23 protein-coding genes are annotated in these 25,219 nt (G+C 70.9%); 3 read left to right on the plus strand and 20 right to left on the minus strand.

The features are described from left to right. Positions 1-16 precede the first annotated feature (16 nt). Positions 17-2,458 carry a tetratricopeptide repeat protein gene (locus tag LY05_RS03600; protein WP_170258800.1) on the minus strand — a complete coding sequence of 814 codons (2,442 nt, stop codon included), beginning with the start codon at positions 2,456-2,458 and terminating at the stop codon, positions 17-19. 316 nt (positions 2,459-2,774) lie between these two features. Here LY05_RS03600 and LY05_RS03605 point away from each other — a divergent pair, with 316 nt between their 5' ends. Further along, on the plus strand, positions 2,775-4,076 hold the full coding sequence (locus LY05_RS03605; RefSeq protein WP_148922132.1) for a glycosyltransferase family 4 protein: 1,302 nt from the start codon (positions 2,775-2,777) through the stop codon (positions 4,074-4,076). Here LY05_RS03605 and LY05_RS03610 read toward each other — a convergent pair. The 10 genes from LY05_RS03610 to LY05_RS03655 form a co-directional block, all read right to left on the minus strand. Further along, positions 4,030-4,779, minus strand: coding sequence for an SDR family NAD(P)-dependent oxidoreductase (locus tag LY05_RS03610; protein WP_072746886.1), 750 nt, complete (start codon positions 4,777-4,779; stop codon positions 4,030-4,032). The two genes, LY05_RS03605 and LY05_RS03610, sit on opposite strands and share 47 nt — an antisense overlap. Next, on the minus strand, positions 4,776-6,101 hold the full coding sequence (locus LY05_RS03615; protein WP_148922133.1) for an FAD-binding oxidoreductase: 1,326 nt from the start codon (positions 6,099-6,101) through the stop codon (positions 4,776-4,778). The genes LY05_RS03610 and LY05_RS03615 overlap by 4 nt, the downstream gene beginning before the upstream one ends. Next, complete coding sequence (locus LY05_RS03620) at positions 6,098-6,514, minus strand: GtrA family protein (RefSeq protein ID WP_245728426.1); 417 nt, start codon at positions 6,512-6,514, stop codon at positions 6,098-6,100. The genes LY05_RS03615 and LY05_RS03620 overlap by 4 nt, the downstream gene beginning before the upstream one ends. After that, entirely contained in the window at positions 6,505-7,980 is a 1,476-nt protein-coding gene (locus tag LY05_RS03625; RefSeq protein ID WP_428842385.1) for a UbiA family prenyltransferase, read from the minus strand. Before LY05_RS03625 ends, LY05_RS03620 begins: the two co-directional genes overlap by 10 nt. Before the next feature lie 353 nt (positions 7,981-8,333). Continuing rightward, on the minus strand, positions 8,334-9,230 hold the full coding sequence (gene rfbA, locus LY05_RS03630; protein ID WP_148922134.1) for a glucose-1-phosphate thymidylyltransferase RfbA: 897 nt from the start codon (positions 9,228-9,230) through the stop codon (positions 8,334-8,336). Further along, positions 9,227-10,147 (minus strand): dTDP-4-dehydrorhamnose reductase, encoded by a 921-nt coding sequence (gene rfbD / locus LY05_RS03635; protein ID WP_148922135.1) that lies wholly within the window; start codon positions 10,145-10,147, stop codon positions 9,227-9,229. Before rfbD ends, rfbA begins: the two co-directional genes overlap by 4 nt. Continuing rightward, positions 10,147-11,196 (minus strand): dTDP-glucose 4,6-dehydratase, encoded by a 1,050-nt coding sequence (gene rfbB, locus LY05_RS03640; RefSeq protein ID WP_148922361.1) that lies wholly within the window; start codon positions 11,194-11,196, stop codon positions 10,147-10,149. Before rfbB ends, rfbD begins: the two co-directional genes overlap by 1 nt. A gap of 2 nt (positions 11,197-11,198) precedes the next feature. Further along, positions 11,199-11,792 carry a dTDP-4-dehydrorhamnose 3,5-epimerase gene (rfbC, locus tag LY05_RS03645; RefSeq protein ID WP_148922136.1) on the minus strand — a complete coding sequence of 198 codons (594 nt, stop codon included), beginning with the start codon at positions 11,790-11,792 and terminating at the stop codon, positions 11,199-11,201. Between the two features lie 32 nt (positions 11,793-11,824). Next, complete coding sequence (locus LY05_RS03650; protein WP_148922137.1) at positions 11,825-13,069, minus strand: hypothetical protein; 1,245 nt, start codon at positions 13,067-13,069, stop codon at positions 11,825-11,827. Between the two features lie 11 nt (positions 13,070-13,080). Continuing rightward, the gene (locus LY05_RS03655) at positions 13,081-13,698 is read right to left on the minus strand and encodes a polysaccharide biosynthesis/export family protein (protein ID WP_170258804.1); all 618 of its coding nucleotides are present in this window, start codon (positions 13,696-13,698) and stop codon (positions 13,081-13,083) included. Between the two features lie 295 nt (positions 13,699-13,993). Here LY05_RS03655 and LY05_RS03660 point away from each other — a divergent pair, with 295 nt between their 5' ends. Further along, positions 13,994-14,671, plus strand: a complete 678-nt coding sequence (locus LY05_RS03660) for a sugar transferase (protein WP_249041846.1) — start codon at positions 13,994-13,996, stop codon at positions 14,669-14,671. Positions 14,672-14,841: 170 nt separating this feature from the next. Here the strand turns inward: LY05_RS03660 and katG are convergent, their stop codons facing one another. The 6 genes from katG to phnD all read right to left on the minus strand — a co-directional run bounded on the left by katG (position 14,842) and on the right by phnD (position 21,620). Further along, entirely contained in the window at positions 14,842-17,043 is a 2,202-nt protein-coding gene (katG, locus tag LY05_RS03665) for a catalase/peroxidase HPI (protein ID WP_148922140.1), read from the minus strand. Between the two features lie 164 nt (positions 17,044-17,207). Continuing rightward, positions 17,208-18,122: an HAD-IIA family hydrolase gene (locus LY05_RS03670; RefSeq protein WP_148922141.1), complete on the minus strand. Its 915-nt coding sequence runs from the start codon at positions 18,120-18,122 to the stop codon at positions 17,208-17,210. Further along, positions 18,122-18,940, minus strand: a complete 819-nt coding sequence (gene phnE / locus LY05_RS03675) for a phosphonate ABC transporter, permease protein PhnE (protein ID WP_072746875.1) — start codon at positions 18,938-18,940, stop codon at positions 18,122-18,124. Before phnE (LY05_RS03675) ends, LY05_RS03670 begins: the two co-directional genes overlap by 1 nt. Next, entirely contained in the window at positions 18,940-19,773 is an 834-nt protein-coding gene (gene phnE, locus LY05_RS03680) for a phosphonate ABC transporter, permease protein PhnE (RefSeq protein WP_148922142.1), read from the minus strand. Before phnE (LY05_RS03680) ends, phnE (LY05_RS03675) begins: the two co-directional genes overlap by 1 nt. Then, the gene (phnC, locus tag LY05_RS03685) at positions 19,770-20,588 is read right to left on the minus strand and encodes a phosphonate ABC transporter ATP-binding protein (protein WP_148922143.1); all 819 of its coding nucleotides are present in this window, start codon (positions 20,586-20,588) and stop codon (positions 19,770-19,772) included. The genes phnE (LY05_RS03680) and phnC overlap by 4 nt, the downstream gene beginning before the upstream one ends. A gap of 51 nt (positions 20,589-20,639) precedes the next feature. Further along, the gene (gene phnD, locus LY05_RS03690; RefSeq protein ID WP_072746872.1) at positions 20,640-21,620 is read right to left on the minus strand and encodes a phosphate/phosphite/phosphonate ABC transporter substrate-binding protein; all 981 of its coding nucleotides are present in this window, start codon (positions 21,618-21,620) and stop codon (positions 20,640-20,642) included. 268 nt (positions 21,621-21,888) lie between these two features. Here phnD and LY05_RS03695 point away from each other — a divergent pair, with 268 nt between their 5' ends. Continuing rightward, complete coding sequence (locus LY05_RS03695; RefSeq protein WP_282957553.1) at positions 21,889-23,562, plus strand: Na/Pi cotransporter family protein; 1,674 nt, start codon at positions 21,889-21,891, stop codon at positions 23,560-23,562. A 6-nt stretch (positions 23,563-23,568) separates the two neighbouring features. Here LY05_RS03695 and LY05_RS03700 read toward each other — a convergent pair whose 3' ends face one another. The 3 genes from LY05_RS03700 to flaF are packed head-to-tail and all read right to left on the minus strand — an operon-like array spanning position 23,569 to position 25,159. Then, positions 23,569-24,381 carry a DUF1217 domain-containing protein gene (locus tag LY05_RS03700; RefSeq protein ID WP_072746871.1) on the minus strand — a complete coding sequence of 271 codons (813 nt, stop codon included), beginning with the start codon at positions 24,379-24,381 and terminating at the stop codon, positions 23,569-23,571. After that, on the minus strand, positions 24,378-24,782 hold the full coding sequence (gene flbT, locus LY05_RS03705) for a flagellar biosynthesis repressor FlbT (protein ID WP_148922145.1): 405 nt from the start codon (positions 24,780-24,782) through the stop codon (positions 24,378-24,380). Before flbT ends, LY05_RS03700 begins: the two co-directional genes overlap by 4 nt. After that, positions 24,782-25,159 (minus strand): flagellar biosynthesis regulator FlaF, encoded by a 378-nt coding sequence (gene flaF, locus LY05_RS03710; RefSeq protein WP_072746869.1) that lies wholly within the window; start codon positions 25,157-25,159, stop codon positions 24,782-24,784. Before flaF ends, flbT begins: the two co-directional genes overlap by 1 nt. Between the last annotated feature and the right edge of the window lie 60 nt (positions 25,160-25,219).

The raw sequence follows: 25,219 nt of genomic DNA on the forward strand, positions 1-25,219 counted from the left end.
CGATTGGCCGACTGCGTCATTCGCGCGTCTCCTGATCCGGTTGAGCGGGCTTTTGGCCCTCGGGGGCGGGCGCGTCAAGCTGGGCGAGCAGGGCGCGGGCCTCGTCCTCGCGCCCGAAGGGGGACTTCTTGCTCAGCTCCAGCGCCGCTTCGAGATGGGCGCGCGCCTCGTCCGCGCGGCCCAGCCGGGCCAGGACGACCCCGGCGTGGTAGCGCACCAGGGCGTTGTTCGGCAGCGCCGCGGCCGCGGCGCGCAGGGGCGCCTCGGCGGCCGCGTCGTCGCCGCGCAGATGCATGATCCAGCCGTAAGTGTCCTGCAGATGCGGCTGACGCGCGTTCTGGAACCGCTTGGCGATGGCATAGGCGCGGGCCAGCGCCTGGGGATCGTCGGCGCGGTGTTCGGCCAGCAGGCTGGCGTAGTTGTTGGCCACGATCGCCGCGTCGGGGTGGCGGGCGTAAAGCGCCTCGTATTGCGCGATCGCCTCGTCGGTGCGGCCGGTCGAATCAAGGCGCAGCGCCAGCGCCAGGCGCAGCGGAAGGTCGTTTTCCACGCCCGCTTCGATGCCGTCGCGAAGGACCTGCTCGGCGCCTTCCTCGTCGCCCGCCGCCAGACGCATCCGGGCCAGATTCGCGTAGCCGTCGGCCAGCTTGGGATCGGCCCTGACCGCGTCGCGGAAGGCCGCCTCGGCGGCGGCCGCGTCGCCGCGCGCCAGCTGCACCGAGCCCAGCAGGATCATGGCGCGCGCGTCGTTCGGGTTCTTTTGCAGGTGCTCGCGCAGATAGGCCTCGGCCTTTTCCGGCTCGCCCGCGGCCAGGTGTCCGCGCACCAGCGAGGCCATGGTCTCGATCGACGGATCGTCGGCGCGCGCGGCGGCGGCGAGCAGAGACATGGCCTCGTCCACCCGGCGCTGGCCGATCAGCGCCGCGGCGCGGATGCGCGCGGCGGCGTCGTCGCCGGGGGCGATCTGCTCGAGCCGCTCGGCCAGCTGAAGCGCGGCGCCGAAATCGCGCCGCTCGAGCCGAAGGCGCGCCAGCTCGACCATCAGGCCGCGATCCTGCGGGTGGCGCGACAGGGCGTCGACCAGCACCTTCTCGGCCACGTCGCGCTTGTCCTGCGCGATCAGGGCCTGCGCGTAGCGCAGCGCGATGGCGGGGTCGAAATTCGACGCCTGAACCGCCTGTCCCAACCGCTCCATCGCCAGCTCGCGGCTGCCGTTGCGCTCATGCGCCTGGGCCAGCTTGAGCAGAATGATCGGATTGCGCGGCGCGGCGTCCAGCGCCGCGCGCAGGTCGCGAATGGCTTCCTCGGGCTTGTCCTCGTCGATCAGGCGCGAGGCGCGAAGGGTCAGCGCGGCCTCGTTGCGCGGGTCGTTGGCCAGCACCTCTTCGACCAGCTTCTGCGCCTCGTCGTCGCGGCCCTGGCGCAGCATCAGCCGCGCCAGCTCGACGCGGGCCTTGTCGCCGTCGGCCGAGGCGCCCTCGCGCTCGGCCACCTCGCGCAGGCGCCTTTCGGCCTCTTCCGGCTTGCCCTGCGAGAGATCCAGCGAGGCCAGCGCCAGCTCGTATTCCACCTTGCGCTCGGGCGAGGCGATGAGGCGTTCGAGCTCGGCGCGGGCCGCTTCGGGGCCGCGCGCGGCGTTCAGATAGCGCACCACCTGCAGGCGCGGCTCGACCGCGCCGGGCGACATGTCGGCCAGCGCGCGCAGCTGAGCCTCGGCGCCCTGCACGTCGCCCTGCTCGTCCAGCCAGCGGGCGTAGGCGCGGCGAAAGCCGGCGTTGTCGGGAAACGTCTCGACCATGAAGCGCAGCCGCTCGCCCAGCTGCGCCGGATCGCCGCGCTTCTCGACCAGGCCCAGCTTGACGATGTTCAGGCTCAGATCGCGCGGCGCCCGGCTCAGCCCCTCATCGGCGAGCGATTCGGCCTCGTCCAGCTTCTCGGCGTCGAGCGCCGCCGCGATCAGCACAAGGCGCGCGGCCACGTTGTCGGGATGCGCCTCGAGCACCTTGCGCGCGCGCGCGACGCCCTCTTCCTTCTGGCCCAGGCGGTATTCCACCGTCGCCTTGAGCGCCTGCGCCTGCGGATCGTCGGGCGCGACGTTCAGCGCGGCGTCGACATGCTTTTCGGCCTCGATCGCGGCCTCGCGCCGCCCGGCGAGCAGGAAGATCTCGGCCAGCGCCAGGCGCGCGTCCACGCGGCGCGGGTCCAGCTCGACCACGCGCAGATACTGGCCGGCCGCGCCGTTGTAATCCTTCATGTCGTGCAGAAGGCGGGCGAAGCGATAGCGCGCCTCGACGTTGTTCTCCTGCAGCCGCAGGACGTTGCGCAGCTCGATCTGGGCTTTCTGGGGCTCGCCCTGCTCGATCAGCTCAAGCGCGCGCTCGTAATGCCGCTGCGCCCGCTCCTCGGCCGAATCGCACCCGGCGAGCGCGAAGGCGCAGCCCGCCAGCAGCGCGATCATGCGCCGCCTCAATCCATGGTTCATCAAGACTTTCCCCAATGCACGCCCGTCAATTCGCCCTTCGGACTGCCGCAAAAACCGATCGGCCGTCAAGCATCCGCGGTCCGGCCTCGCCATCCGCCCGCCGCAATCGAAACGTAACCAGATGCCGTTAACGTGCCTCATTAGCGCAATAATGCGGCGAAAGCACGAACGAGTCGTCAACGCCAAGCCCCTTGCGCGGCGGCGTTCATGAGAAGGTCGATTCCGGCGTGCCAATCTGCTATGCGCGCCGGCGTGGGTTTCAGAGCGTGGCTTTTCGAATGCGGAGACGGGCATGAGCGAATTTGACGGCCGGCTAAAGGGGCGGGGCGCCGCCGCTTCGCGAGGGCCTCTCGCCGGCCGGGGCGTGTTGATCCTGGTCGAGAATCTTCCCGTCCCCTTCGACCGCCGCGTCTGGCAAGAGGCGCAGGCGCTGCGCGACGCGGGCGCGCGCGTGTCGGTGATCTGCCCGGTCGGCAAGGGTTGCGAGGCCCTGCGCGAGACGATCGAGGGGATCGAGATCTACCGCCACCCGCTGCCCATCGAGGCGCGGCGCGCGCGCGACTACATCCGCGAATACTCGGCCGCGCTCTGGCGCCAGCTTCGGCTTTCGTTCAAGGTGCGGCGCGAGCAGGGTTTCGACGTCGTTCAGGCCTGCAACCCGCCCGATCTTCTGTTCCTGGTCGCGCTCGTGCACAAGCTGTTCGGCGGGCGGCGGTTCGTCTTCGACCACCACGACCTCAGCCCCGAGCTGTTCGAAAGCAAGTTCGAACGCCGCGGCCCCCTGCACGCCGCCATGCGTTTCTTCGAGTGCATGAGCTTTCGCTGCGCCGACGCCTCGATCGCCACGAACGAGACCTTCAAGCGCATCGCCGTCGAGCGCGGGGGCATGGACCCCGACCGCGTCTTCGTGGTCAAGAGCTATCCGCCCATCGAGCGTTTCCGCCGCGTCGCGCCCGATCCCGAGCTGCGCGCGTGGAAGCCGGTCCTGGCGGGCTATGTGGGCATCATGGCGCGGCAGGACGGGGTCGATCATCTGGTGCGGGCCATGGGGCGTCTGCGCGATCTGGGGCGCGACGACATCGGCTGCGTCATCATCGGCGAGGGGCCCGAGCTGGACGCGCTGCGGCGGCTGAGCGCCGAGATGGGGCTGGAGGACCGCATCCGCTTCACCGGCTATCTGCGCGGCGAGCGGCTGCTGTCGCATCTGTCGGCGCTGGACATCGGCGTGATTCCCGACCCCAAATCGGCGTTCAACGACAAGCTGTCGATGAACAAGGTCTTCGAATACATGATGCTCGGCCTGCCGATCGTGCAATACGACCTGACGCAGGCCGGCTTCGAGGCCGACGGCGCGGCGCTGGTGGCCCGGCCCTGCGCGCCCGAGGCCATGGCCGACGCCATCGCGGCCCTGGCCGACGATCCCGAAAGGCGCCGGCGCATGGGCGCGCTGGGCCGCGCCAAGGCCGAGGCCGAATTCCGCTGGGAGAACGAGGCCGCGCGCCTGGTCGAGGCCTATCAGGCGGCGCTCGACCTGCCGCGGGGCGGGGTCAGAAGCGCATCCGCCGGAAAACCCCTTCGGGAAGCAGCCGAATGACGCCCATGACCAGCCGCCATTTCCAGTGAACCGCCACATGCCGCCCCCGGCGCAGGGCGGCGAGCATCAGGCGCGCCTGCGCCTCGGGCGTCAGGGTCAGCGCGGCGGGCAAGTCCATGCCCTCGGTCATGCGCGTGGCGACGAAGCCCGGCTTGACGGTCATCACATGCAGGCGCGAGCGCGCGTATTTCTGCCGCAGCCCCGACAGGACCGCCTCGAACCCCGCCTTGGCGGCGCCATACCAGTAGTTGCGCGCGCGCCCGCGATCGCCCGCCACCGAACCCACGCCCACGATGGCGGTCGGCCCCTCGAGGGCGGCAAGGCGGCGCGCCGCCTCTTCCAGCGCCCAGGCCGGGCCCAGAAGGTTGCTCTCGATCACGGCGCGGGCCAGTTCGGGATCGCGCGCGGTCTCGTCCTGCGGCGGCATCCAGCCGACGAAGCTGACCACCAGCGAGGGCAGAAGCGGCAGCGAATCGAGCAGCGCCCCCGCCGAGGCCGGATCGCGCGCGTCGAAGGCGAGGGCGGTCGCCTTGACGCCGTGGCGCAGGGTCAGATCCTTGCACGCGGCGTCAAGCCGCGCCGGGTCGCGCGCGGCCAGGATCAGCTCGCGCCCCTCGGCGGCCAGAAGCCGCGCGAAGGCCAGCGCGATGTCCGATGTCGCGCCCAGGATCAGCGCGGGGCGGTCGGGCGAGGGCATGCTCATAGTCCGAGCCTTTCAGATTGGGCCGAGCGGAACAGCCGGTCCGCGCCGATGCGCGCGCGCAGCGCCCGGAAGGCGTCCGCGCGGGGTTCCGAGGCGGCGAATTCGCGCGCGGTCAGGCACGCGTCCTTGGCCAGGTAGAAGCGGCCGCCATGGTCGATCGCGGCCGCGTGCAGCAGGGGCATCAGGGCCAGCGCCTCGGCCGAGGCGGGAAAGTCCAGCGCCAGCGTCCAGCCGGGCCGGGGAAAGGACAGGAGCCCCCCCTCCTGCGGGCCGAACTTCTTGAGCACGGCCAGAAAGGCGCCCGGCCCCCGCCGCGCCGTCAGCTCGAGCAGCGCGCGCAGGCCGGCCCGGGCGCCGTCGGGCGGCAGCGCGCATTGGAACTGCACCAGGCCCCGCCGGCCATAGATCCGGTTCCAGCCGCCCAGCGCGTCGAGCGGATAGAAATAGCTTTCCCAGCTTTGCAGCCCTTCGCCGGCGCGGCGCGCGCCCAGCGCGTGATAGGCGGCGTTGAAGGCGCCGATGCTGCGCCGGCCCAGAAGCCAGCCCGGCGCGTCGAAAGGCACGGCCAGGCGCCGGCGCGGGGCGGGCAGGCGCGGGCGGGCGCCGATCTCGTCGGGGGCGGCGTGCGCGCCGAACATGACAAGCGACCGGCCCAGCGCCGCCCCCCGCGCCAGGCAGTCGATCCAGGCGACGGAATAGGGCGCATCCGCGTCGGCCTCGAAGGCCTCCATCGCCGCCTCCAGATCGGGCGCGGCGACGGTGCGCGTGCGAATCCAGCCCGTCGGGGCCGGGATCATGCGGAAGGCGGTGCGCAGGATCACGCCCGTCAGCCCCATGCCGCCGATGGTGGCGGCGAACAGCTCGGGGTTCCGGTCGGGCGCGCAGCGCGTCACCCCGTCCGGCCCGGCCAGGTCCAGCCATGCCACATGGCGCCCGAAGCTGCCCGCGACGTGGTGGTTCTTGCCGTGAACGTCGGCGGCGATCATCCCGCCCAGCGTCACGAAGCGCGTGCCCGGCGTCACCGCCGGAAACCAGCCGCGCGGCAGGAAGGCGTCGATCACGTCGGCCAGCAGCACGCCGGCCTCGGCGGTGAGGAGCCCGGTTTCGGGGTCGAACTCCAGCATCCGGTCGAGCCGCGAGGTCAGGATGACGCCCGTCGCGCTCAGCGCCGCATCGCCATAGGCGCGCCCCGCGCCGCGCGCCACGGCGGGGCCGCGCGCGATGCGGGCCAGCAGCTCGGCCTCGTCGCGCGGCGCGCTGACCGGGCATTCCATGACCGGCCGCCGCCCCCAGCCCGACAGGCGCGCGCGTCGCTCGCTCATGCCGATCCTCCGGTGAACACGAAGCGCCGATCCAGTCGGTATTTCACCGCATAGCCGATCGCCAGCCCCAGCGCGCCGCCCAGCTCGCGCATGGCCTCGGTGCGCCACAGCGCCCAGAACGCCAGCTCGGCGCCCCAGAAGATCAGCGTCGTGGCGACGCCCATCAGCGCATAGGTCCCGAAGCGCCGCGCATGGGCGCGCACGCCGCGGCTGGGATCGCGAAAGATCCAGCGCTTGTCGAGCGCATATTTCGTCGCCAGCCCCGCCGCCGTCCCCACCGCCAGCGCCGCGGCCAGTCCCTCTGGCGGCGGCGCGGCCGCCAGAACCAGCCGCTGGGCGCCCAGATTGACCGCGCCCGCGACGACCGCGAAGGCGACGTAAAGCGCGGCCAGCGCCGCCCCGCTCACAGCCACGCCCCCGCCGCGCCCGCCGCCAGCGTGGCGGCGCCGCAGGCCAGGCTGACCGGATCGCGGGTTGCGAAGACCAGCGGATCGTCGGTCATGCGGCCGCGATGGGCCAGCATCACCATGCGGCTGATCCAGTAGAGCAGCACCGGCAGCGCCCACCACAGCAGCTGCGGCGAGGAATAGAGCGCCCTTGTCGCGTCGGTCGAGATGTAGAGCGCCAGCACCAGCACCGACAGGTAGCCCGCCGCCACGGCCATCATGGCGACGATGGGCAGGTCCTCGACCTGATAGGCGCGCCCCGCGGCCCTGGCGCGCCCGCTGCGCAGCCCGTCCACCAGCTCGGTCTGGCGCTTCATCGCCGCCAGCGACAGGAACAGGAAGCCGAAAAAGGCCAGCGTCCAGGGCGAGATGGCCAATCCCGTCGCAGCCCCGCCGGCGAAGACGCGCAAGGTGTAGAGCCCCGCCAGGGTGCAGATGTCGATCACCAGCCGCCGCTTGAGCGTCAGCGAATAGGCCAGCGTCAGCGCGAAGTAGATCGCGAGCACCGCCGAGAAGCCCGCCGGCAGCGCCGCCAGCGCCAGCGCGAAGGCCCCGCCCAGCAGGACCGGCGCCATCGCCAAACCGTGCGTGATGGGCAACGCGCCGCTGGCCAGGGGCCGATGGCGCTTGCGCGGATGGGCGCGGTCGGCCGACAGGTCGAGCAGGTCGTTGACGATGTAGACGCAAGAGGCCGTCAGGCTGAAGCACGCGAAGCCGAGCGCCGCGGCGCCCAGCGTCGCGCCGTCGAAGCGGTGCGCGGCCAGCGGCGGCACGAAGATCAGCGCGTTCTTGAGCCACTGATGCGGGCGCAGCGCCCGAAGATGCGGGATCAGGCGACGCGAAAGCGGCGGCGGCGGCGCAAGGTGCTCGGCGCGGGGGGCGGCGCCCTCGGCCAGGCGACGCAGGCGCGGCCCGGCGCCGACGGTGATCGCGGTGCGGGCGTGGCGCCACACCGCCAGATCGGCCGCGCTGTCGCCGACATAGTCGAAGCCGCGCTCGCCACAAAGGGCGGTCAGGAGCGCCGCCTTGGCCTCGCCCTTGAGGTTGCGCTCGGGCGTCGAGCCGTGGACCTCGTCGAACAGGCCCAGCGCGTCGGCGATCTCGCGCGCCACGCGCTCGTCCGTGGCGGTGACCAGGGCCACCCGCTCGCCGGCCGCGCGGGCGGCCTCGATGCGCGCCTTGACCGCGGGCTCGATGGGAAGGGCGCGCGGGTCGGGGCGCGCGATGTCGGCCAGCGCGGCCTTGAAGGCGGCGCGGCCGCGGCGCAGGGCGCCCAGCGCGGCCAGGGTGCGCAGCGGCGCGCGCGCAAGCGCGGCGAAGAAGGTCTCGAGAAGCATGTCCGTCCGGATCAGCGTCCGGTCAAGATCGACGACAAGCACGCGGCGCTCCGCTTCATCCGCCTGCGCGCCGCCCGGACGGCGCACCGGCGGCACGCGCGGCGCCCGGCGCGCCGCGGGGCGCAGGATAGGGCGCCCGCGCGCGCACGGCCAGACGGGTGTTCGGCGCCATCCGCCGTCTGCATGGCCGCGGCGCCCGGGCGTGCCGGACGGGCGCGCGCCGCGCCGGCGGCCGCGGCGCCCACGCGCGGGGGCGGCCGGACCTTGCGCGCCCAAGGCCCCGAGGGCGCCGAGGCAGGGGGCCGCGCGTTTGCGGCCGCGCCGATCGGGAGCGATGCCGGGCCTGGCGACGCCGGCGGCCACGCCGGCGCTGGCGCGCGGCCGTCGGGCGCGGCGCGGGGCTTGCGGTCGGGGCGGGGCGTTGGGGGCGGGGCGTCGGGGGCGGGGCGTCAGGCGCGCGGGGGGGCGGCGCGGCCGCGGGCGCCGGCGACCAGATCCTCGATATAGCGCCCGTAGCCCGACTTGCGCAGCGGCGCCGCCAGGGCCAGCGCCGCCTCGTCGTCGATCCAGCCCTGGCGCCAGGCGATCTCTTCGGGACAGGCGATCTTGAACCCCTGGCGGTCCTCGATGGTCTGCACGAAGGCGCCCGCCTGGAGCAGGCTTTCATGCGTGCCCGTGTCGAGCCAGGCGTAGCCGCGGCCCATGATCTCGACGAACAGGTCGCCGCGCCGCAGATAGGCCTTGTTGACGTCGGTGATCTCGAGCTCGCCGCGCGCCGAGGGGCGGACCGCGGCGGCGATGTCGAGCACGTCGTTGTCGTAGAAATAAAGCCCCGTCACCGCGTAGTTCGACTTGGGCTCGGCGGGCTTCTCCTCGATGTCCAGCGCGCGGCCCTGATCGTCGAAATGCACGACGCCGTACCGCTGGGGATCGCGCACGTGATAGCCGAACACGGTCGCGCCCTTTTCGCGCGCGGCGGCGGCGGCCAGCAGCTCGACCAGGCCGTGGCCGTAGAAGATGTTGTCGCCCAGAACCAGCGCCACGCGGTCGGCGCCGACGAAGTCGCGCCCGATGACGAAGGCCTGCGCCAGCCCGTCGGGGCTGGGCTGGACGGCGTAGCTCAGCGACAGGCCCCATTGCGCGCCGTCGCCCAGAAGGCGGCGGAAGGCTTCGACGTCGTGCGGCGTGGTGATGACCAGGATCTCGCGGATGCCCGCCAGCATCAGCGTGCTGAGCGGGTGATAGATCATCGGCTTGTCATAGACCGGCAGCAGCTGCTTGGACACCGCGATCGTGACCGGGTGCAGCCGCGTGCCCGAGCCGCCGGCAAGAATGATGCCCTTCATGTCTGCAAACCCCTTGCGGCTGAAAATGCTTCGGGTTCTTCGGCCTGGATGATGCGCAGCACGCGCTCCAGCCCTTCCTCCCATGGCGCGGGCGGGGCGCCGAAGACCTGCGCGAAGCCCGTGCAGTCGAGCGTCAAGTTGGCCGGACGCCGCGCCGGGGTGGGGTATTCGTCGGCGCCGATGCGCTCGATGCGCGGCGCGCGCGCGATCATGCCCAGCGCCGCGGCGCGCGCGAAGATGCGCTCGGCGAAGCCCGCCCAGCTGACCGGCGCGCCCGAGCCGGCGTAGTGCTGCACCCCCCAGACCGGCGCGCCGGCGGGGGCGGTCAGGCGCGGCGCGATGGCCAGGATCGCCTCGGCCAGGTCCAGCGCCGAGGTCGGGCGGCCGATCTGATCGTCCACCACCCGCAGCGACTCGCGCGCCGCCAGTCCCAGCATGGTGCGCACGAAGTTCCTGCCCCAGGGCGAGAACACCCAGCTTGTGCGCAGGACCAGCGTGCGCGGATTGGCCGCCAGCGCGCGCCGCTCGCCCTCGAGCTTCGAGGCGCCGTAGACGCAAAGGGGCCCGGTCGGATCGTCGGGCCGCCACGCGCCCGCCCGCGCGCCGTCGAAGACGTAGTCGGTCGAGACATGCGCCAGCGCGCAGCCCGCCTCGGCCGCGGCGCGGGCCAGGGCGGCGACGCCCTCGGCGTTGACGGCGTGCGCCAGGGCGGGCTCCTGCTCGGCGCGGTCGACGGCGGTGTAGGCGGCGGCGTTCACCACCAGATCGGGCGACAACGCGGCCACGGCCCGCGCGGCCTGGTCGGGGCGGGTCAGGTCGGCCTGCTCGCGGCCCAGAAAGATCAGCTCATGGGGGCTGCTCGCCGCCGCCAGGGCGCGCGCAAGCTGTCCGCCGCGGCCGATGACGAGGATGCGCATCAGCCCGTTCCCAGCCTCTTGCCGTCATAGCGGCGGGCGCGGATCTCGCGCCACCAGGGCTCGTGGGCCATGAACCAGTCGAGCGTCGCGTCGAGCCCGCTCTCGAACGTCTCGCGCGGGGTCCAGCCCAGCTCGCGCTCGATCAGGCTGGCGTCGATGGCGTAGCGCAGATCGTGGCCGGGGCGGTCCTGAACGTGCTCGATCAGGCGCTCGTGCGGGGCGCGGTCGGGATAGCGCGCGTCCATCCAGGCGCAGATGGTGCGCACCACCTGCATGTTGGTCCGCTCGGCCCGGCCGCCTATGTTGTAGGTCGCGCCCACGCGCCCGCGCGTCAACACCAGCCACAGCGCGCGCGCGTGGTCGTCCACATGCAGCCAGTCGCGCACGTTCAGGCCCTGGCCGTAGACCGGCATGGGGCGCCCCTCGCGCGCGGCGATGGCCATGACGGGGATCAGCTTTTCGGGGAACTGCCAGGGGCCGTAATTGTTCGAGCAGTTCGAGGTCACCACCGGCAGGCCATAGGTTTCGCCCCAGGCGCGCACCAGGTGGTCGGACCCGGCCTTCGAGGCCGAATAGGGGCTGTTGGGCCGGTAGGGCGTGGTCTCGGTGAAGGGCGGATCGTCCGGGCCGAGGCTGCCGTAGACCTCGTCGGTCGAGACGTGATGGAAGCGGAACGCCTGCTTGCGCGCGCCGGGAAGGGCGGACCAGTATTCGCGCGCGGCCTCGAGCAGCGTGAAGGTGCCTACAAGATTGGTGCGGATGAACTCGGCCGGGCCGTCGATCGAGCGGTCCACATGGGATTCGGCCGCCAGGTGCATCACCGCGTCGGGCTGATGGCGCGCGAAGACGGCGCGCATGGCCTCGAGATCGGCGATGTCGGCGCGCTCGAGCGCGTAGTCCGGGCTGTCGGCGCATTCCTCCAGCGCCTCGGGGGTGGCGGCGTAGGTCAGCTTGTCGACGTTGACCACGCGCGCGCCCTCGTTGCGCATGGCGTTGCGGATGACGGCCGAGCCGATGAAGCCGGCGCCGCCGGTGACCAGAAGCTTGATGCTCATGCCTCGCCCTCCTGCGGCGAAGGATCGTAGACGAAGGGCGAGGCGAATTGCGCCATGCGCGGCGCGGCGGCGTCCTTGTCGGACAGGATCGGCGCCGTCACGCCGGCCTCGGCCAGCGGCCAGGCGATGGCCAGATCGGGGTCGTCCCAGGCCACGGCGCCGTCGCAGGCCGCGTCGTAATGAGCGTCGACCTTGTAGATGACCTCGGCCTTCGGGGTCAGCGTCAGAAAGCCGTGCAGAAAGCCGCGCGGCGCCAGCAGCTGCGCGCCGTTCTCGGCCGACAGCACCGCTGCGGCCCAGCGCCCGAAGGTGGGCGAGCCGCGGCGCACGTCCACCGCGACGTCCCAGATCGCCCCCGCCACGCAGCGCACCAGCTTGGTCTGGGCGGCGGGCGGCGCCTGGTAGTGCAGGCCGCGCAGCGTGCCCGCCGCGGCGCTGAACGAGTGGTTGTCCTGCACGAAGTCGTGCGCCAGCCCGGCCGCCGCCATCTCGCGGGCGTTCCAGGTTTCCGAGAACCACCCGCGCGCATCGGCGAAGCGGCGCGGGCGTATCAGCTTGAGGCCCGGCAGGCCCAGATCCTCGATCTCCATCGCGTCCTTCCGGGATGCGCGCGGCGGCGCGTTCAGGGCAGCAGGTCGAAACGTTTGCTCAGGGTCAGGTAGACGCGGTGGTTGTCGCCGCTCTCGCCTTCCGTGTCGCGCCAGAAATACGAATAGCCCGCCGTCAGGTCGACCGTTCGCGTCAGCGCGTGCGAGACGCTCATGCCGAAGCCGGTCGAGAGCTGGTCCTCGATCGTGTCCTCGTCGGTCGAGGACAGGGCCGTGCGGAAGGCGACGGTGGCGTTCGCGCCCAGGCTGGTGTCGGCGTTGACGGCGTGGCTCAGCCCCAGCCGCAGCGAGGCGACGTTGCTCAGCGCGCCTAGCGAGCTTGGCGTGACGTCGTTGCTCAGACCCAGCGAATAGACCGTGTCCGGCCCCTCGTATCTGAGCCCGAAGCCGGCGTCGGCGGACAGCTGCGTGTCGCTCTCGCGCCGGCCGGTGATGGTGCTGGTGCGCCTGGAAAAGGTCACCGCGGGGCCCAGGCGCCCGCTCAGCGACAGGCGCGGCGTGGCGTCGTGCGAGACGCTGGCGTTCGCGCTCCAGGTCCAGGATTCGCGGTCGCGCGCGTCGTCCGCCTCGAAGCGGCTGAGCGAGGTGTTGAGCCCCGCCCCGGTGCGCGGGGTCAGCGCCACGCTCCATCCGGCGCCGGCCGAGATCGTGCGGGTGGGCGTCAGCGTCGATCCGGCCGCGACGCTGGAATAGTCGGTGTCGCGGACGTTGAACGAGAGCGAGACGCTGTTGCGGGCGTTGATCTCGTGCGACAGGCTCAGCCCGGCGCGCCAGGTGATTTCGGTCGAGGTGTCCTCGAAGTCGCGGTCCTCGATGGCGACCTCTCCGCCCTCGTCGACGACCAGCACGCCCTCGGTGGCCAGGTAGTTGACCGGCCGCACCACCAGCCCGAACGTGCCGCGCAGCGTGGCGTCGTCGAAGGCGTAGGCGTAGGCGGCGGACAGGTCGGGGAACAGGCCCGTCAGGTCGTCCTCGGCGTCGCCCGTGGCCAGGGTCGCGTCCACGCCGGTGGCCAGCGACAGCGACGAGCGCGGCGTTTCGAGGGCGTAGGCCAGGTTCAGGCGCGTCGTCGAGCGCAGGCCGGAATCGCCGCCATCCGTCGCAAGGGTGGGGTTCGTCGCGGCCGCGAAGGTCTGGCTGAGCGTCGCCCGCAGCGACTGGTCGGCCGCGCCGGGCCCCGCCAGCGCCGCGGCCGCGGCGGCCGCCGTCGCCGCCAGCGCGCGGCGGCGGGCGGCGGGGGTCGTGCGCATGCGCGCCATGCCGCGCGCCTTCAGTCGAACAGGCCGCGTTCGGGAACGACGATCACGTCGCCGTCCTTGACAAGGACGTTCCCCAGCGCGGCCATGCCGTCTTCGATGCGCTCGTAATCGAAGGTCATGACCTCCGTCTCGGTCCCGTCTTCGTCGTGGCGGCGCAGCTGAATCCCGTCCAGCTTCGCGAAGCGCCCCGGGCCGCCGGCCAGCGCCAGGGCCTGCAGCAGGTTGGTCGGCCGGGTCAGCTCGAGCGCGCCCGGGCGCGCGACCTGGCCGATCACGAAGACGGTGGCGACGTCTTCGGCGTCCACGACCTCGTCGCGGGCGGCGATGTAGCGCAACGAGACGGTCACGGTCGGCGTGATCTCGAAGCCGCGGGCGAAGCGCTGGCGCAGCACTTCCTGCAGCTGTTCGGGGGAAAGCCCCTCGGCGCGGACCGAGCCGGCGATCGGCAGGGTGATGCGGCCGTCGGGGCGCACCAGAACGGTCTGGTTCAGATTCGGATCCTCAAGCACCGACACGGCCAGCTGGTCGCCCGGCTGGATCTTGTAAAGCTCTTCCTGCGCGCCGGCCTGGTCGGCGCTCCAGAGAATCGCGGCCAGAAGGCCCATCGCGGCGAACACCAGTTTCTTCAAGTTCCGTCCCCCCGGAAAGCGGCGCATGCGCATGGCGCAGCGCGATGGAAAATGCATTGGACGCATATCACTACAAACGCCGCCGCCGCGCAAGCGCCGCACGCCCCGCGGCACGCGGGGCGGGCCGGACGCGCCGGGATTTACCCAGATTCAGGTTGAATTTTATCAAACCTTGTGGGACTTTGACGCCTGTGAGGTGGTTGTGGTGCCGCGTCGTTTTTTGAGCGGCGGAGCGATTTTTACGGATCGGCGCAAGCCGAGCGGCGGATTTTCGCCGACGATGGGGGATGAGGCATTGTATCACGAAGCGACCGAGGGGCGTTCGGGCTTGGCCCATGGCATGGCCGAAGCCGAGGGCCGCGCGCGCGGGATCTATGCGCGCTGGGGCAAACGCGCGCTGGATCTTCTGCTTGTGATCGCCGCCGCGCCGATCGTGGCGCCGGTGGTGTTTCTGCTGGCGCTTCTGGTGCGGCGCGACGGCGGACCGGCCTTCTACTCGCAAGAACGCGTGGGCATGGGCGGCAAGCGCTTCCGCTGCTGGAAGCTGCGCACGATGGTGCCCGACGCCGAGGCGCGCCTGGCCGAGCTGCTGGCCAGCGATCCCGAGGCCGCCCGCGAGTGGCGCGAGCGTCAGAAGCTGCGCCGCGATCCGCGCGTGACGCGGATCGGCGCCTTCCTGCGCAAGTCCTCGCTCGACGAGCTGCCGCAGCTGTGGAACGTGCTGCGCGGCGAGATGAGCCTGGTCGGCCCGCGCCCCTTCCTGCCCGAGCAGGAAGAGCTCTATCCCGGCACGGCCTACTACGCGCTGCGCCCGGGGCTGACGGGCTACTGGCAGGTGGGCGACCGGAACGATTCGTCCTTCGCGGCCCGCGCCGTGCATGACGCGCGCTATGCGCGCGAGATCAGCCTGGCGGCCGATGTCGCGACGATCCTGCGCACGGTCGGGGTGGTGCTGCGGCAGACCGGCTGCTGAGCGGCCCCCGCGAGCCGGGAGATCGACGCAAGGAAACGAAGAAGGCCCGCGGGCGGCAGCGCCCGCGGGCCTTTCCTTTTGCCGTCCGGCCCTGTCCGCGGCGGATGCGCGGGGCCGGGCTTCGGCCGGCGGATCGCGTCGGGCGGGGCGCGCGGCCCCGCCCGGGCGGTTCAGCCGTGCAGGTCGAAGCGGTCGGCGTTCATCACCTTGTTCCAGGCGGCGACGAAGTCCTGCACGAAGCGCTCGTCGGCGTCGTCGGCGCCGTAGACCTCGGCGATGGCGCGCAGCTGCGAGTTCGCGCCGAACACCAGATCGACCCGGGTCGCGGTCCACAGCGTTTCGCCGCTTTCGCGGTCGCGGCCCTCGAACAGGTCGGCCTTCTCGGAGGTCGGACGCCACTCGACGCTCATGTCCAGAAGGTTGACGAACCAGTCGCGGGTCAGCTGGCCCTTGCGCCGGGTGAACACGCCATGCGGCGAGTCGCCGTGGTTCAGCCCCAGAACGCGCATTCCGCCGATCAGCGCCGTCATCTCGGGCGCGGTCAGGCCCAGAAGCTGCGCGCGGTCGAGCAGCAGCTCTTCGGCCGAAACGGCGAAGTCGCATTTGAGGTAGTTGCGGAAGCCGTCATAGACCGGCTCGAGCACCTCGAAGGACTCGGCGTCGGTGTGCTCTTCGCCCGCATCGACGCGGCCCGGAGCGAAGGGAACCTCGACCTCATGGCCGGCGTCGCGCGCCGCCTTCTCGATCGCGGCCGCGCCGCCCAGCACGATCAGATCGGCCAGCGACACCTTCTTGCCGCCGGGCGCGGCGGCGTCGAACTCGGCCTTGATCGCTTCGTAGATCGGCAGGGCGCGGGCCAGAAGCTCGGGCTCGTTGACCTCCCAGCCGCGCTGCGGCGCAAGGCGGATGCGCGCGCCATTGGCGCCGCCGCGCCGGTCCGAGCCGCGGAAGGTGGCCGCCGAGGCCCAGGCGACCTTGGCCAGCTCGGCCGTCGTCAGCCCCGAGTCCAGCAGCCGCGCCTTGAGCGCGCGGATGTCCTCGGCCTCGATCAGCGGGTGATCGACCGCCGGCAGGGGGTCCTGCCACAGGAAGTCCTCCTTGGGGACGTCCGGGCCCAGATAGCGGATCTTCGGCCCCATGTCGCGGTGGGTCAGCTTGAACCAGGCCTTGGCGAAGGCGTCCGCGAACTCGTCGGGGTTGGCGTGGAAGCGGCGCGAGATCTTCTCGAACTCGGGGTCCATGCGCATGGCCATGTCCGCGGTGGACATCATGATCGGCACGCGCTTCGAGGGATCCTCGGGATCGGGGGCCATGTCCTCGGGCTTGAGGCCGATGGGCGTCCACTGCCAGGCGCCGGCGGGCGACTTGGTCAGCTCCCACTCGTAGCCGAACAGCACGTCGAAATAGCCCGTGTCCCAGCGGGTGGGGTTCGGGGTCCACGCGCCCTCGAGGCCCGAGGTGATGGCGTCGCGGCCCTTGCCGCTGCCGTAGGTCGAGATCCAGCCGAGGCCCATCTGGTGAATCGGCGCGGCCTCGGGGTCGGGGCCGACATGCGCCGGGTCGCCCGCGCCATGGGTCTTGCCGAAGGTGTGCCCGCCGGCGGTCAGGGCGACGGTCTCGTAATCGTTCATGCCCATGCGCCCGAAGGTCTCGCGGATGTCGCGCGCCGAGGCCAGCGGATCGGGATTGCCGTTCGGCCCCTCGGGGTTGACGTAGATCAGGCCCATCTGAACGGCGGCCAGGGGGCTTTCGAGCTCGCCCTCCTTCATGTGGCGCGAGTCGCCCAGCCATTCGGATTCAGGGCCCCAGTAGATGTCCTCCTCGGGCTCGTAGATGTCCTCGCGGCCGCCGCCGAAGCCGATGATCTTGCCGCCCATCGACTCGATGGCCACGTTGCCCGCCAGGATCATCAGATCGGCCCAGGACAGTCGGGCGCCGTATTTCTTCTTGATCGGCCACAGCAGCCGGCGCGCCTTGTCGAGGTTGGCGTTGTCGGGCCACGAGTTCAGCGGCGCCAGCCGCTCGTTCCCGCGCGAGGCGCCGCCGCGGCCGTCGCCGGTGCGGTAGGAGCCGGCCGAGTGCCAGGCCATGCGGATGAACAGGCCGCCGTAATGGCCGTAATCGGCGGGCCACCAGCTTTGGCTGTCGGTCATCAGGGCGTGCAGGTCGCGCTTGACGGCCTCGAGGTCAAGCTTCTGGAACTCCTTGCGATAGTCCACCTTGCCGGCCAGCGGATCGCCCGCCGGGGGCTGCTGGTGCAGGATGCGGAGGTTGAGCTGGTTGGGCCACCAGTCGCGGATCGAGCGCGCCCCGAGGCGCGCCTGCGTGTGGATGACGGGGCATTTGCCCCCGCCGCTCGCGTGAACGTTCATGGTGCTCTCCTGTCATGGCCGCGGCGCGATGCGCGCGGCTGGTCGGCGACGCGCGCCCAGGGGGCGGCGCATCGCTTGGCAGGGGATTGGTAGCAGCTTTGCGCGATTTGGAAAAATTTGAAATTCTTCCGTCGACGATAGACAAAACTTATCGCCCAGGGCCCTCAGATGCGCGGCAGCACGTAATCGGGCCACAGATCGGCGCGCGCCATGTCGCGCCCGGCGCGGCCCTGGTGGATCGAGCCGGCATCCGTCACCAGCGCCGCCGACATGCCCGCCGCAAGCCCGCCCAGAACGTCGGTGTGCAGCGTGTCGCCGACCATCACCGCGCGCTCGGGGGCGGTTCCGGCGCGGGCCAGGACGCGCTCGAAGATCGCGCCGAAGGGCTTGCCGTAGAATTGCGGCGTCACGCCGGGGATCTCGGCCAGCATGTGCGCAAAGCGCCCCGGCTCCTGGCTGTGGCCGCGGTCGCGCGGGGCCGCAAGATCGGGGTTGCCGACCAGAACCGGCCGCGGATCGCGCGCCAGCGTCTCGGCCAGCATGGCCTGGCGCGCGGGCGTCCACGCGCCCGAGCCCAGCAGCAGAAAGCCCTCGGCGCGGGCGTAGTCGGCGGGATCGTCCAGCAGGAAACGCGCGTCCAGTCCCTCGAGCTCCTCCTCGCCCCAGGCGGGGTCGGCCATCACGCCCCAGCGGCGCGGGGGCTGGTCCTGCAGCGCGGCCAGCAGGGTCTCGCGGCTGGACACCACCTCGTCCGGCGCGAAGTCGAAACCCAGCGCCGCGTAGCGCGCCAGAAGGCGGCTCTTGGGATAACCCGCGGCGTTGGTGGCGACCATCACCTTCTTGCCCATGGCGCGCAGCCGGGCGATGCGCTCGGCCGCGCCGGGCACGGCGCGCTCGCCGATGTTCAAGACGCCGAACGCGTCGAGCACGAACAGGTCGAACGAGCCGGCCAGCGCGCCCAGATCGGGCGCCGGCCGCGCCGCGCCGCGGCGCGGCGCGCGCGGCAGCCGCGGCGCGGCGCGCAGATACAATGCGAAGATCGCCTCGGGGCCCGAGGCTTCGCGCTCTTGCAACGTCATCAGATGATCGCCCCGCGCACCTTGGCCGAAACCCACTCGCTCGCGCCGACGGCGGCAAGGATGATGAGCAGGATCAGCGACACCTGCCCCCAGGCCAGCGTGTTCAGCGACGAGGACAGCTCGAGCCCGATGCCTCCGGCGCCGACCAGCCCAAGCACGGTGGATTCGCGGATGTTGATGTCCCAGCGGAACACCGCGACGCCGGCGAAGGCGGGCATGACCTGCGGCACGATCCCGTAGGCCATCACCTGCCAGCGCGAGGCGCCCGTGGCCGCGATGGCCTCGACCTGGGTTTCGTCGATCTCCTCGATCGCTTCGTAAAGCAGCTTGGCGCAGAAGCCGATCGAGCGGATGGCGATGGCCACGATGCCCGCGAACACGCCCGGGCCGATGATCGCGATCAGAAGCAGCGCCCAGATCAGCGAGTTGATCGAGCGCGTGGCCACGATGATCAGCAGCGCCGGCGGGCGCAGCAGCCAGCGCGAGGGCGTCGTGTTGCGCGCCGCCAGGAACGCCACCGGCACGGCCATGACCAGCGCCCCCAGCGTGCCCAGCGTGGCGATGTTGATCGTGTCCCACAGCGGAACCCACAGCCGGTCGATGTAGGACCAGTCGGGCGGGGTGGCGCGGTCGAGGATGTCGCCGGCGATGCGCGGCGCGTCCCACACGAAGAACCACGTCGTCGATTCCGAGATGCGGTTCCAGCACCACACGAAGGCTGCGACGCCGATCAGCCACGCGCTCCAGCGCAAGAGCGACTGCGCGGGGGTGAAACGGCGCCAGATGCGGCGGCCCTGGGGGTCGATGCGCTCGGCCATCACTGCACCCTCGCGCGGACAATGCCGGACAGGTATTCGAGCCCCATCACGATGGCGATGATCATGATCAGGATCGCCGCGGCGGTGTCGAACTCGTAACGGTCGAAGGCGGTGTTCAGCGTCGCGCCGATGCCGCCGGCGCCGACCAGCCCCAGCACCGCGCTTTCGCGAAAGTTGATGTCGATGCGATACATGGACAGCCCGATCAGCCGCGGCATGAACTGCGGCTGGACGCCGTAATTGATCCATTGCAGCCAGCGCGCGCCGGTGGCGCGCACGGCCTCGGCCTGCACGCGGTCCATGGCCTCGATGTCCTCGGCCAGCAGCTTGGACAGAAAGCCGATGGTGGCGAAGGACAGGGTCAGGAACCCGGCCAGCGGCCCGAAGCCGAAGATCGCGACCAGCAGGATGGCGACGATCACCTCCTGAAACGCGCGGCTGACGGCGATCAGGCCGCGGCAGGCCAGATAGACCGGCAGCGGCGCGACGTTGCGCGCGGCGCCCAGCCCGATGGGGATCGACACGCCGATGCCCACCACCGAGGCCGCCACCGTCATCACGATGCTTTCCAGCATCCCGGCGTAGATGTCCGAGGCGCGGCTGGCGAAGTCGGGGCTCATGAAGGCGGCGATGAAGGCGGCGCCGCGGTCCAGCCCCTCATAGACGCGGGCCCAGTTGACCTCGACCGAGGCGACGGCCAGCGCCAGATAGACCAGCGCCCCGATCCCCAGCGCCCAGCGCAGCCAGGCGCGCCGGATCAGCGGCGGCTTGCGCCAGGGGCGGCCCAGCCGCGCCTCGAGCGCCATCTGCGCCTCGGCTTCGCTGACGGTCATGCGCCCCCCGCGCCGGCGGGAAGCGGCGCAGCCTCTGCTTCGTCCTCGTCCTCGGGCTTGCGGATGGTGGCCTCCCAGTCCTCTTCGCCGTAGATCTGGGTCAGCACCTCGGCGGTGAGCGCGTCGGGCGGGCCGTCGAAGACGACGCGGCCCTTCTGCAGGCCGATGACGCGGTTCACGAACATCTGCGCCAGCGCGACGTCGTGGATGTTGATGATGGCGGCAAGCCCGCGCTCGGCGCACAGCTCGACGATCAGGCGCATGATCTGGCGGCTGGTCTTGGGGTCGAGCGAGGCCGTCGGCTCGTCGACCAGCAGCAGCGCCGGGTCCTGGATCAGCGCCCGGCAGATGCCCACGCGCTGGCGCTGGCCGCCCGACAGCTCGTCGGCGCGCTTGTCGGCCATGTCCAGCAGGCCGACGCGGTCGAGCAGGCGATAGGCCTCGTCCACGTTCTTTTGCGGGAAGCGACGCGTGAAGCTGCGCCAGAAGCCCACATAGCCCAGGCGCCCGGACAGGACGTTCTCCATCACCGTCAGGCGCTCGACCAGCGCGTATTCCTGAAAGATCATGCCCATGCGCCGCCGCTGCCGGCGCAGCGCCGCCTGGCTCAGCCGCGTCAGGTTCACGTCGTCCAGCCAGGCCGCGCCCGAGCTGGGCTCGACCAGGCGGTTGATGCAGCGGATGAGGGTGGATTTGCCCGCGCCGGACGGGCCGATCAGGGCCACGATCTGCCCGGCGGGAATCTCCAGATCCACGGCCTGCAGGGCCATGTCGCCGGTCGGGTAGGTCTTGGTCAGCTTCTCGAGTCTGAGCATGCGCGCCTCATGATCGCGCGGCGCCCAGGGGCGGGCGCCGCGCGGTTCCTGTCACTGGCAGGTGTACTTGACGCCGTTGGCCGCGTCGATCTTGCGGATGACGGCCCAGAAGTCCTTGTAGTTCATGGGAATGAACTGCGACTCGCCCGACTTCGAGAACTCTTCCTGCAGGGTCGTGCCCTCCCAGTCGAAGGTGAAGAAGGCCTCCTTGATCTTCTCCTGCAGCTCGGGCTTGAGGTTGTAGACCACGCCGAAGCCCGTGGTGGGGAAGGTCTCGGACTTGTAGATCGAGACGACCTGATCGGGCGTGATGACGCCGCGCCGGATCATGCGGTGCATGACCGAGTTGGCGATGGCGGCGGCGTCGTAATCCTTGTTGGCCACGCCCAGGATCGAGTTGTCATGCTTGCCCGAGAAGACGGGCTCGAAATCGCGCTCGGGCAGCATGTCGAAATCGGCCTTGAGGATGGCCGAGGGCGCCTTGAAGCCCGAATTCGAGGTCGGCGAGGTGAAGGCCAGCTTGCGCCCGCGGATGTCCTCGACCTTCTCGATGCCCGAGCCGGGATAGGTGATGATCTCCATCTCGTAGCCGAAGCTGCCGTCGTCGGAGGCCATGATCGTGAACGGACGGAAGCCCGCGCAGTTCACCGCCAGCGGGTTCGAGCCGGTGTTGAAGCCCGAGATGTGCAGCCGGCCCGAGCGCATGGCCTCGATCTGGGCGGCGTTGGACTGGACCGGGAAGAACACGACCTTCTTGCCGGTCACCTTCTCGAGATGCGCCAGGAAGTCCGACCATGCGGTCTTGTAGACGGCCGGATCCTCGACCGGCGTGTAGGCGAAGATCAGCGTGTCGGGGTCGAGCCACTGCGACGGATCCTCGGGAATGTCGGCGACCAGGTCGCCGTCGCGGTCGCAGTAGCGCGCGTCGAGATCGCCTCGGGGGCAGTCCTCGGCGGCCGAGGCCGGGACGGCGAAGGCGGCGGCGCTCAGCAGCGCGGCCGCGCCGGCAAGGATGCGGGTGATCGAGGTCATGCGTCTTCTCTCCCTGTTTGGCGCGGCCCTGGACCGCGCCGCTTCGATCCGGCGCGTTCTGCCCCCTGCGCGCGACGGCATGGCGAAACTTCGGTGACGATTCGACGACAGGCGGGTCGCATGCAGGGGCGCGCTCTTCCTTTCGGTTTCGCTCGAAGCGTTGCGGTTTTTTGCGCGCCGCGCAAGGATGATTGTTGCGCGCGGCGCCGTTCGGTGCTGAATTGCCCGCTCGCCCGGCGCATCGGCGCCCGGCGGCATCTTTCACCCATTGCGCAGGAGGTTCGGCATAGTCGGGTTCGCGCTTCATCTGGCCGGCGCGGTTGCGCTTCTTCTTTGGGCGGTGCGGATGATCCGCACCGGCGTCGAACGCGGATTCATGCCCCAGCTGCGCGCGGCGTTGCGCTCGGCGAATGGCGGTTCGCTGCGCGCCGCCATCCTTGGCGTGCCCGCCGCGCTGGCGCTGCAAAGCTCGACCGCCGTCGCGATCCTGGCCGCCGGCTTCGTCTCGGCGGGCGCGCTGGCCGGGCGCGCGGGGCTGGCGATGACGCTGGGGGCGGACGTCGGCTCGGCGCTGACGGCGCGGCTCTATTCGCTGCCGGTGAGCGCGCTGACCGCGCCGCTGCTGCTGGTTGGCGTCGCGCTGTTCATGAACGCGCGCAACAGGCCCATGAAGCAGGCCGGGCGGATGCTGATCGGGTTGGGGCTGGCGTTCGTCGCCCTCGCCATGATCCGCGAGGCGACGGCCCCGCTGCGCGACAGCCCGATCGTGAACGTGATCATCGGCTATCTGTCGTCGGACCTTGTCGGCGCGTTCGTGTTGGGGGCGCTGCTGGCCTGGGCGATGCATTCGAGCCTTGCGGCGGTTCTGACCTTCGTCGCCTTCGCTTCTCATGACATGCTGCCCGCGCAGGCGGCCGGGGCCATGACTTTGGGCGCCAATCTGGGCGGCGCCGCCATTCCAGCCGTGCTGACGCTGGCGGCGCCGAGTGCGGCGCGGCAGATCATTCTGGCGAACCTGCTGTTTCGCGGCGGCGGCGCGATGATCGCGCTGGCGGCGCTGGCGTTTCTGGAACATGAGCTTGCGCGGCTGGGGCCGAGCGCCGCCGAGCAGGTGCTGAACCTGCACCTGGCGTTCAACCTGGCGGTCGCGCTTCTGGCGCTGCCGCTTGCCGGCGGCGCGCTGCGGCTGGCGGCGATCATGGCGCCCGATCGCGGAACGGCGCCGGGGCCGGCGCGCATCAGCAATCTGGACCCTTCGGTTCTCGACTCGCCCGATCTGGCGCTGGGCTGCGCGCGGCGCGAGCTCCTGCGCATGGGCGAAATGGTGCACGCCATGCTGGCGCCGGTGCTCGGGCTGTGCAGCAAGTGGGACGACGAGGTCGCCGGCTTCATCGCCGAGGCCGAGGATCAGGTCGATCGCATGCACTTCGACATCAAGCTCTATGTGGCGAAGCTGCAGCGCGAGCGGCTCACCGACGCCCAGTCGCGCCGCGCCATGGAGATCGCGGCCATGGCCAACAGCTTCGAGGACGCCGCCGACCAGATCTCGACCCAGATGCTGGCCATCGCAAGGCGCCTCAACAACGAGGGGCGGCGGTTTTCGGACGCCGGTCTGAAGGACCTGACCGCGCTGCACGACCGGGTTCTGGGCAACGTGCAGCTGGCGCTGAACCTGTTGCTGAGCGGCGATGTGGAAAGCGCCCGGCACCTGATCGAGGAGAAGGACGCGATCCGGGAGATGGAGAAGGAGCTGCAGGCCCGCCATCTGGCGCGTCTGCGCGACAGTTCGGCCAGCGTCGAGACCAGCAACCTGCATCAGGAGATGCTTCGCGCGCTCAAGCAGGTCCACAGCGCCGTGTGCATCGTCGCCTATTCCATCGTGGAGGATGCGGGCGAGCTGCTGCCCAGCCGCCTGGCCGGCGCGCGGGACGCCGGCGCCTGACGCGGATCAGGAGTTCAGGATGCTCTGAAACGAGCTTTGGCCGGCGGTGATGAGCGCGAGGGCCGGGTTGTAGGTCGTCGAGCCGTTTTCGATGCTTTGCTTGATGAAGAAGCGCTTGATGACGTTTTCCATGACCTCCGGGTCGGCGAGGCCGGATGGATCGTCGATCTTCAGGATCTCCGAGCTCTTGCGCTCGAGCATCTCGACCTGCTTGTCCACGTCGATCGAGCCGAAGCTGTTGGGCAGGCCAAGGGCGGCGGTGACGACCTCGCGCAGCGGCGTGTTGCCGAGTATGGCGAACCATTTGGTCGAGGCGCTCTTGTCGCCGGACACGACGTCGCCGATCTCGCGTCGGAAGTTCATCGCCAGCCGCATGTCGTTGTCGACATCGCCCACGGCGGCCTCGAACTGGCGTTCCTGATACCGCGAAATGACCTTTTCAACGAAGGTCGACAGACTGGTGCGGGCGGCGAAGTCTCCGTATCCGAAATCCCGGGCCAGGTCGCGGTAGCGCGAGTCGACCAGCCGATTGGCGAAGCTTTCAGGATCGAGCGTGCCTTCTTCGAGGACCTTGCGGATGAAGGCCTTCTTGTCGATGTCCTCGTCGAGGCCATATGCCCCGAGGGCCACCTTCAGAAGGCGGCGGTCGTTGACCAGGTCCTCGGCCGTTTTCGCTTCGGCGGCGTGAGCGCGGAAATACGCGATGTCGCGCTGAATCTGCGGGTCCGCGTTGAAGGCCTCGCGCTGGGCGGCCTCGGTGCGTTGGAGCAGGCGCCAACCGGCAAACCCGCTCAGGGGGATCGCCGGCTGGAAGGTCATTGCGCGGCCACCTCGAGCAGGCGCGCCTCGCGCGGGAGAAGGGCGCGGAGCGATTTGAGGGCCGGGTAGAAGCGTTGCTCGAGCACATGCCCGGTGGCTTCGTTCAGGCGCTTCTGGCTGTCCGGGTCGGTGAAGACCTGGCTGAGCTGTTCGATGCCCGTGAGCAGCTGCTTGCGGCCCAGGGCGGGGTCGGCCTCGCCGGCGAGGACGAGCTGGGCGATGTAGCACACCCGGCGGACGGGCGTGTTGGCCTGCTCGGGATGGATGGCGTCGCGCAGGCGCAGGACGTTGGCGTTGGGCGTCAGGATGTTGAGGCGCGAGCGGCGCAGGCCGTTCTCGATGACGACGCCGTTTATCATGACGCGTTCGTTGGGCGCGAGCTTCAGGATGAGGCCGGGCATCAGGCGTCTCCGGTGCAGCCGCGCAGACCACGCATGACGGCGGTGTTGATGTCCACCAGAACCGCGGGGTCGGCGTCGCCGGCGAGAACGCGGAGCGTGTGCTGGCGCGTGAACTCGGCGAGATTGAAGATGCGGGCGCGCAGATCGACCGGCAGGGGGTTGGAGTCGAGAAGCACATCCGCGGCGAGGGCCGCCCACAGGCGGTTGTTGTCGTAAAGGGCCCTTGCGAGGTCGGGGAAGGCCTCCTTGCCGCGTTCGGCGGCGTCGGAGATGCGGCTGGTGACCTGGGCGAACACGCGATACTCGTCCTGGCGCGGCGTGCGCAGACCGGTTTGCGCGTTCCCGTAGGCCGTATGCGCGTAGGCGGCGTTCTGCATGGCTTGTTCCTGGGATGGCGCTGTCGGGTGGCGGCGGGACCGCGCCGCGCCTTTCGAGCG

The sequence above is a fragment of the Oceanicella actignis genome, from assembly GCF_008124525.1.
Classification (GTDB): Bacteria; Pseudomonadota; Alphaproteobacteria; order Rhodobacterales; family Rhodobacteraceae; genus Oceanicella; species Oceanicella actignis.

What these genes read in the sequence shown, in the direction of transcription:
- LY05_RS03600 (WP_170258800.1), bottom strand. Translation starts at nt 2,458, where the DNA reads ATGATCGCGCTGCTGGCGGGCTGCGCCTTCGCGCTCGCCGGGTGCGAT.
- LY05_RS03605 (WP_148922132.1), top strand. Translation starts at nt 2,775, where the DNA reads ATGAGCGAATTTGACGGCCGGCTAAAGGGGCGGGGCGCCGCCGCTTCG.
- LY05_RS03610 (WP_072746886.1), bottom strand. Translation starts at nt 4,779, where the DNA reads ATGAGCATGCCCTCGCCCGACCGCCCCGCGCTGATCCTGGGCGCGACA.
- LY05_RS03615 (WP_148922133.1), bottom strand. Translation starts at nt 6,101, where the DNA reads ATGAGCGAGCGACGCGCGCGCCTGTCGGGCTGGGGGCGGCGGCCGGTC.
- rfbA (WP_148922134.1), bottom strand. Translation starts at nt 9,230, where the DNA reads ATGAAGGGCATCATTCTTGCCGGCGGCTCGGGCACGCGGCTGCACCCG.
- rfbD (WP_148922135.1), bottom strand. Translation starts at nt 10,147, where the DNA reads ATGCGCATCCTCGTCATCGGCCGCGGCGGACAGCTTGCGCGCGCCCTG.
- rfbC (WP_148922136.1), bottom strand. Translation starts at nt 11,792, where the DNA reads ATGGAGATCGAGGATCTGGGCCTGCCGGGCCTCAAGCTGATACGCCCG.
- LY05_RS03650 (WP_148922137.1), bottom strand. Translation starts at nt 13,069, where the DNA reads ATGGCGCGCATGCGCACGACCCCCGCCGCCCGCCGCCGCGCGCTGGCG.
- katG (WP_148922140.1), bottom strand. Translation starts at nt 17,043, where the DNA reads ATGAACGTTCACGCGAGCGGCGGGGGCAAATGCCCCGTCATCCACACG.
- LY05_RS03670 (WP_148922141.1), bottom strand. Translation starts at nt 18,122, where the DNA reads ATGACGTTGCAAGAGCGCGAAGCCTCGGGCCCCGAGGCGATCTTCGCA.
- phnE (WP_072746875.1), bottom strand. Translation starts at nt 18,940, where the DNA reads ATGGCCGAGCGCATCGACCCCCAGGGCCGCCGCATCTGGCGCCGTTTC.
- phnE (WP_148922142.1), bottom strand. Translation starts at nt 19,773, where the DNA reads ATGACCGTCAGCGAAGCCGAGGCGCAGATGGCGCTCGAGGCGCGGCTG.
- phnC (WP_148922143.1), bottom strand. Translation starts at nt 20,588, where the DNA reads ATGCTCAGACTCGAGAAGCTGACCAAGACCTACCCGACCGGCGACATG.
- phnD (WP_072746872.1), bottom strand. Translation starts at nt 21,620, where the DNA reads ATGACCTCGATCACCCGCATCCTTGCCGGCGCGGCCGCGCTGCTGAGC.
- LY05_RS03700 (WP_072746871.1), bottom strand. Translation starts at nt 24,381, where the DNA reads ATGACCTTCCAGCCGGCGATCCCCCTGAGCGGGTTTGCCGGTTGGCGC.
- flbT (WP_148922145.1), bottom strand. Translation starts at nt 24,782, where the DNA reads ATGCCCGGCCTCATCCTGAAGCTCGCGCCCAACGAACGCGTCATGATA.
- flaF (WP_072746869.1), bottom strand. Translation starts at nt 25,159, where the DNA reads ATGCAGAACGCCGCCTACGCGCATACGGCCTACGGGAACGCGCAAACC.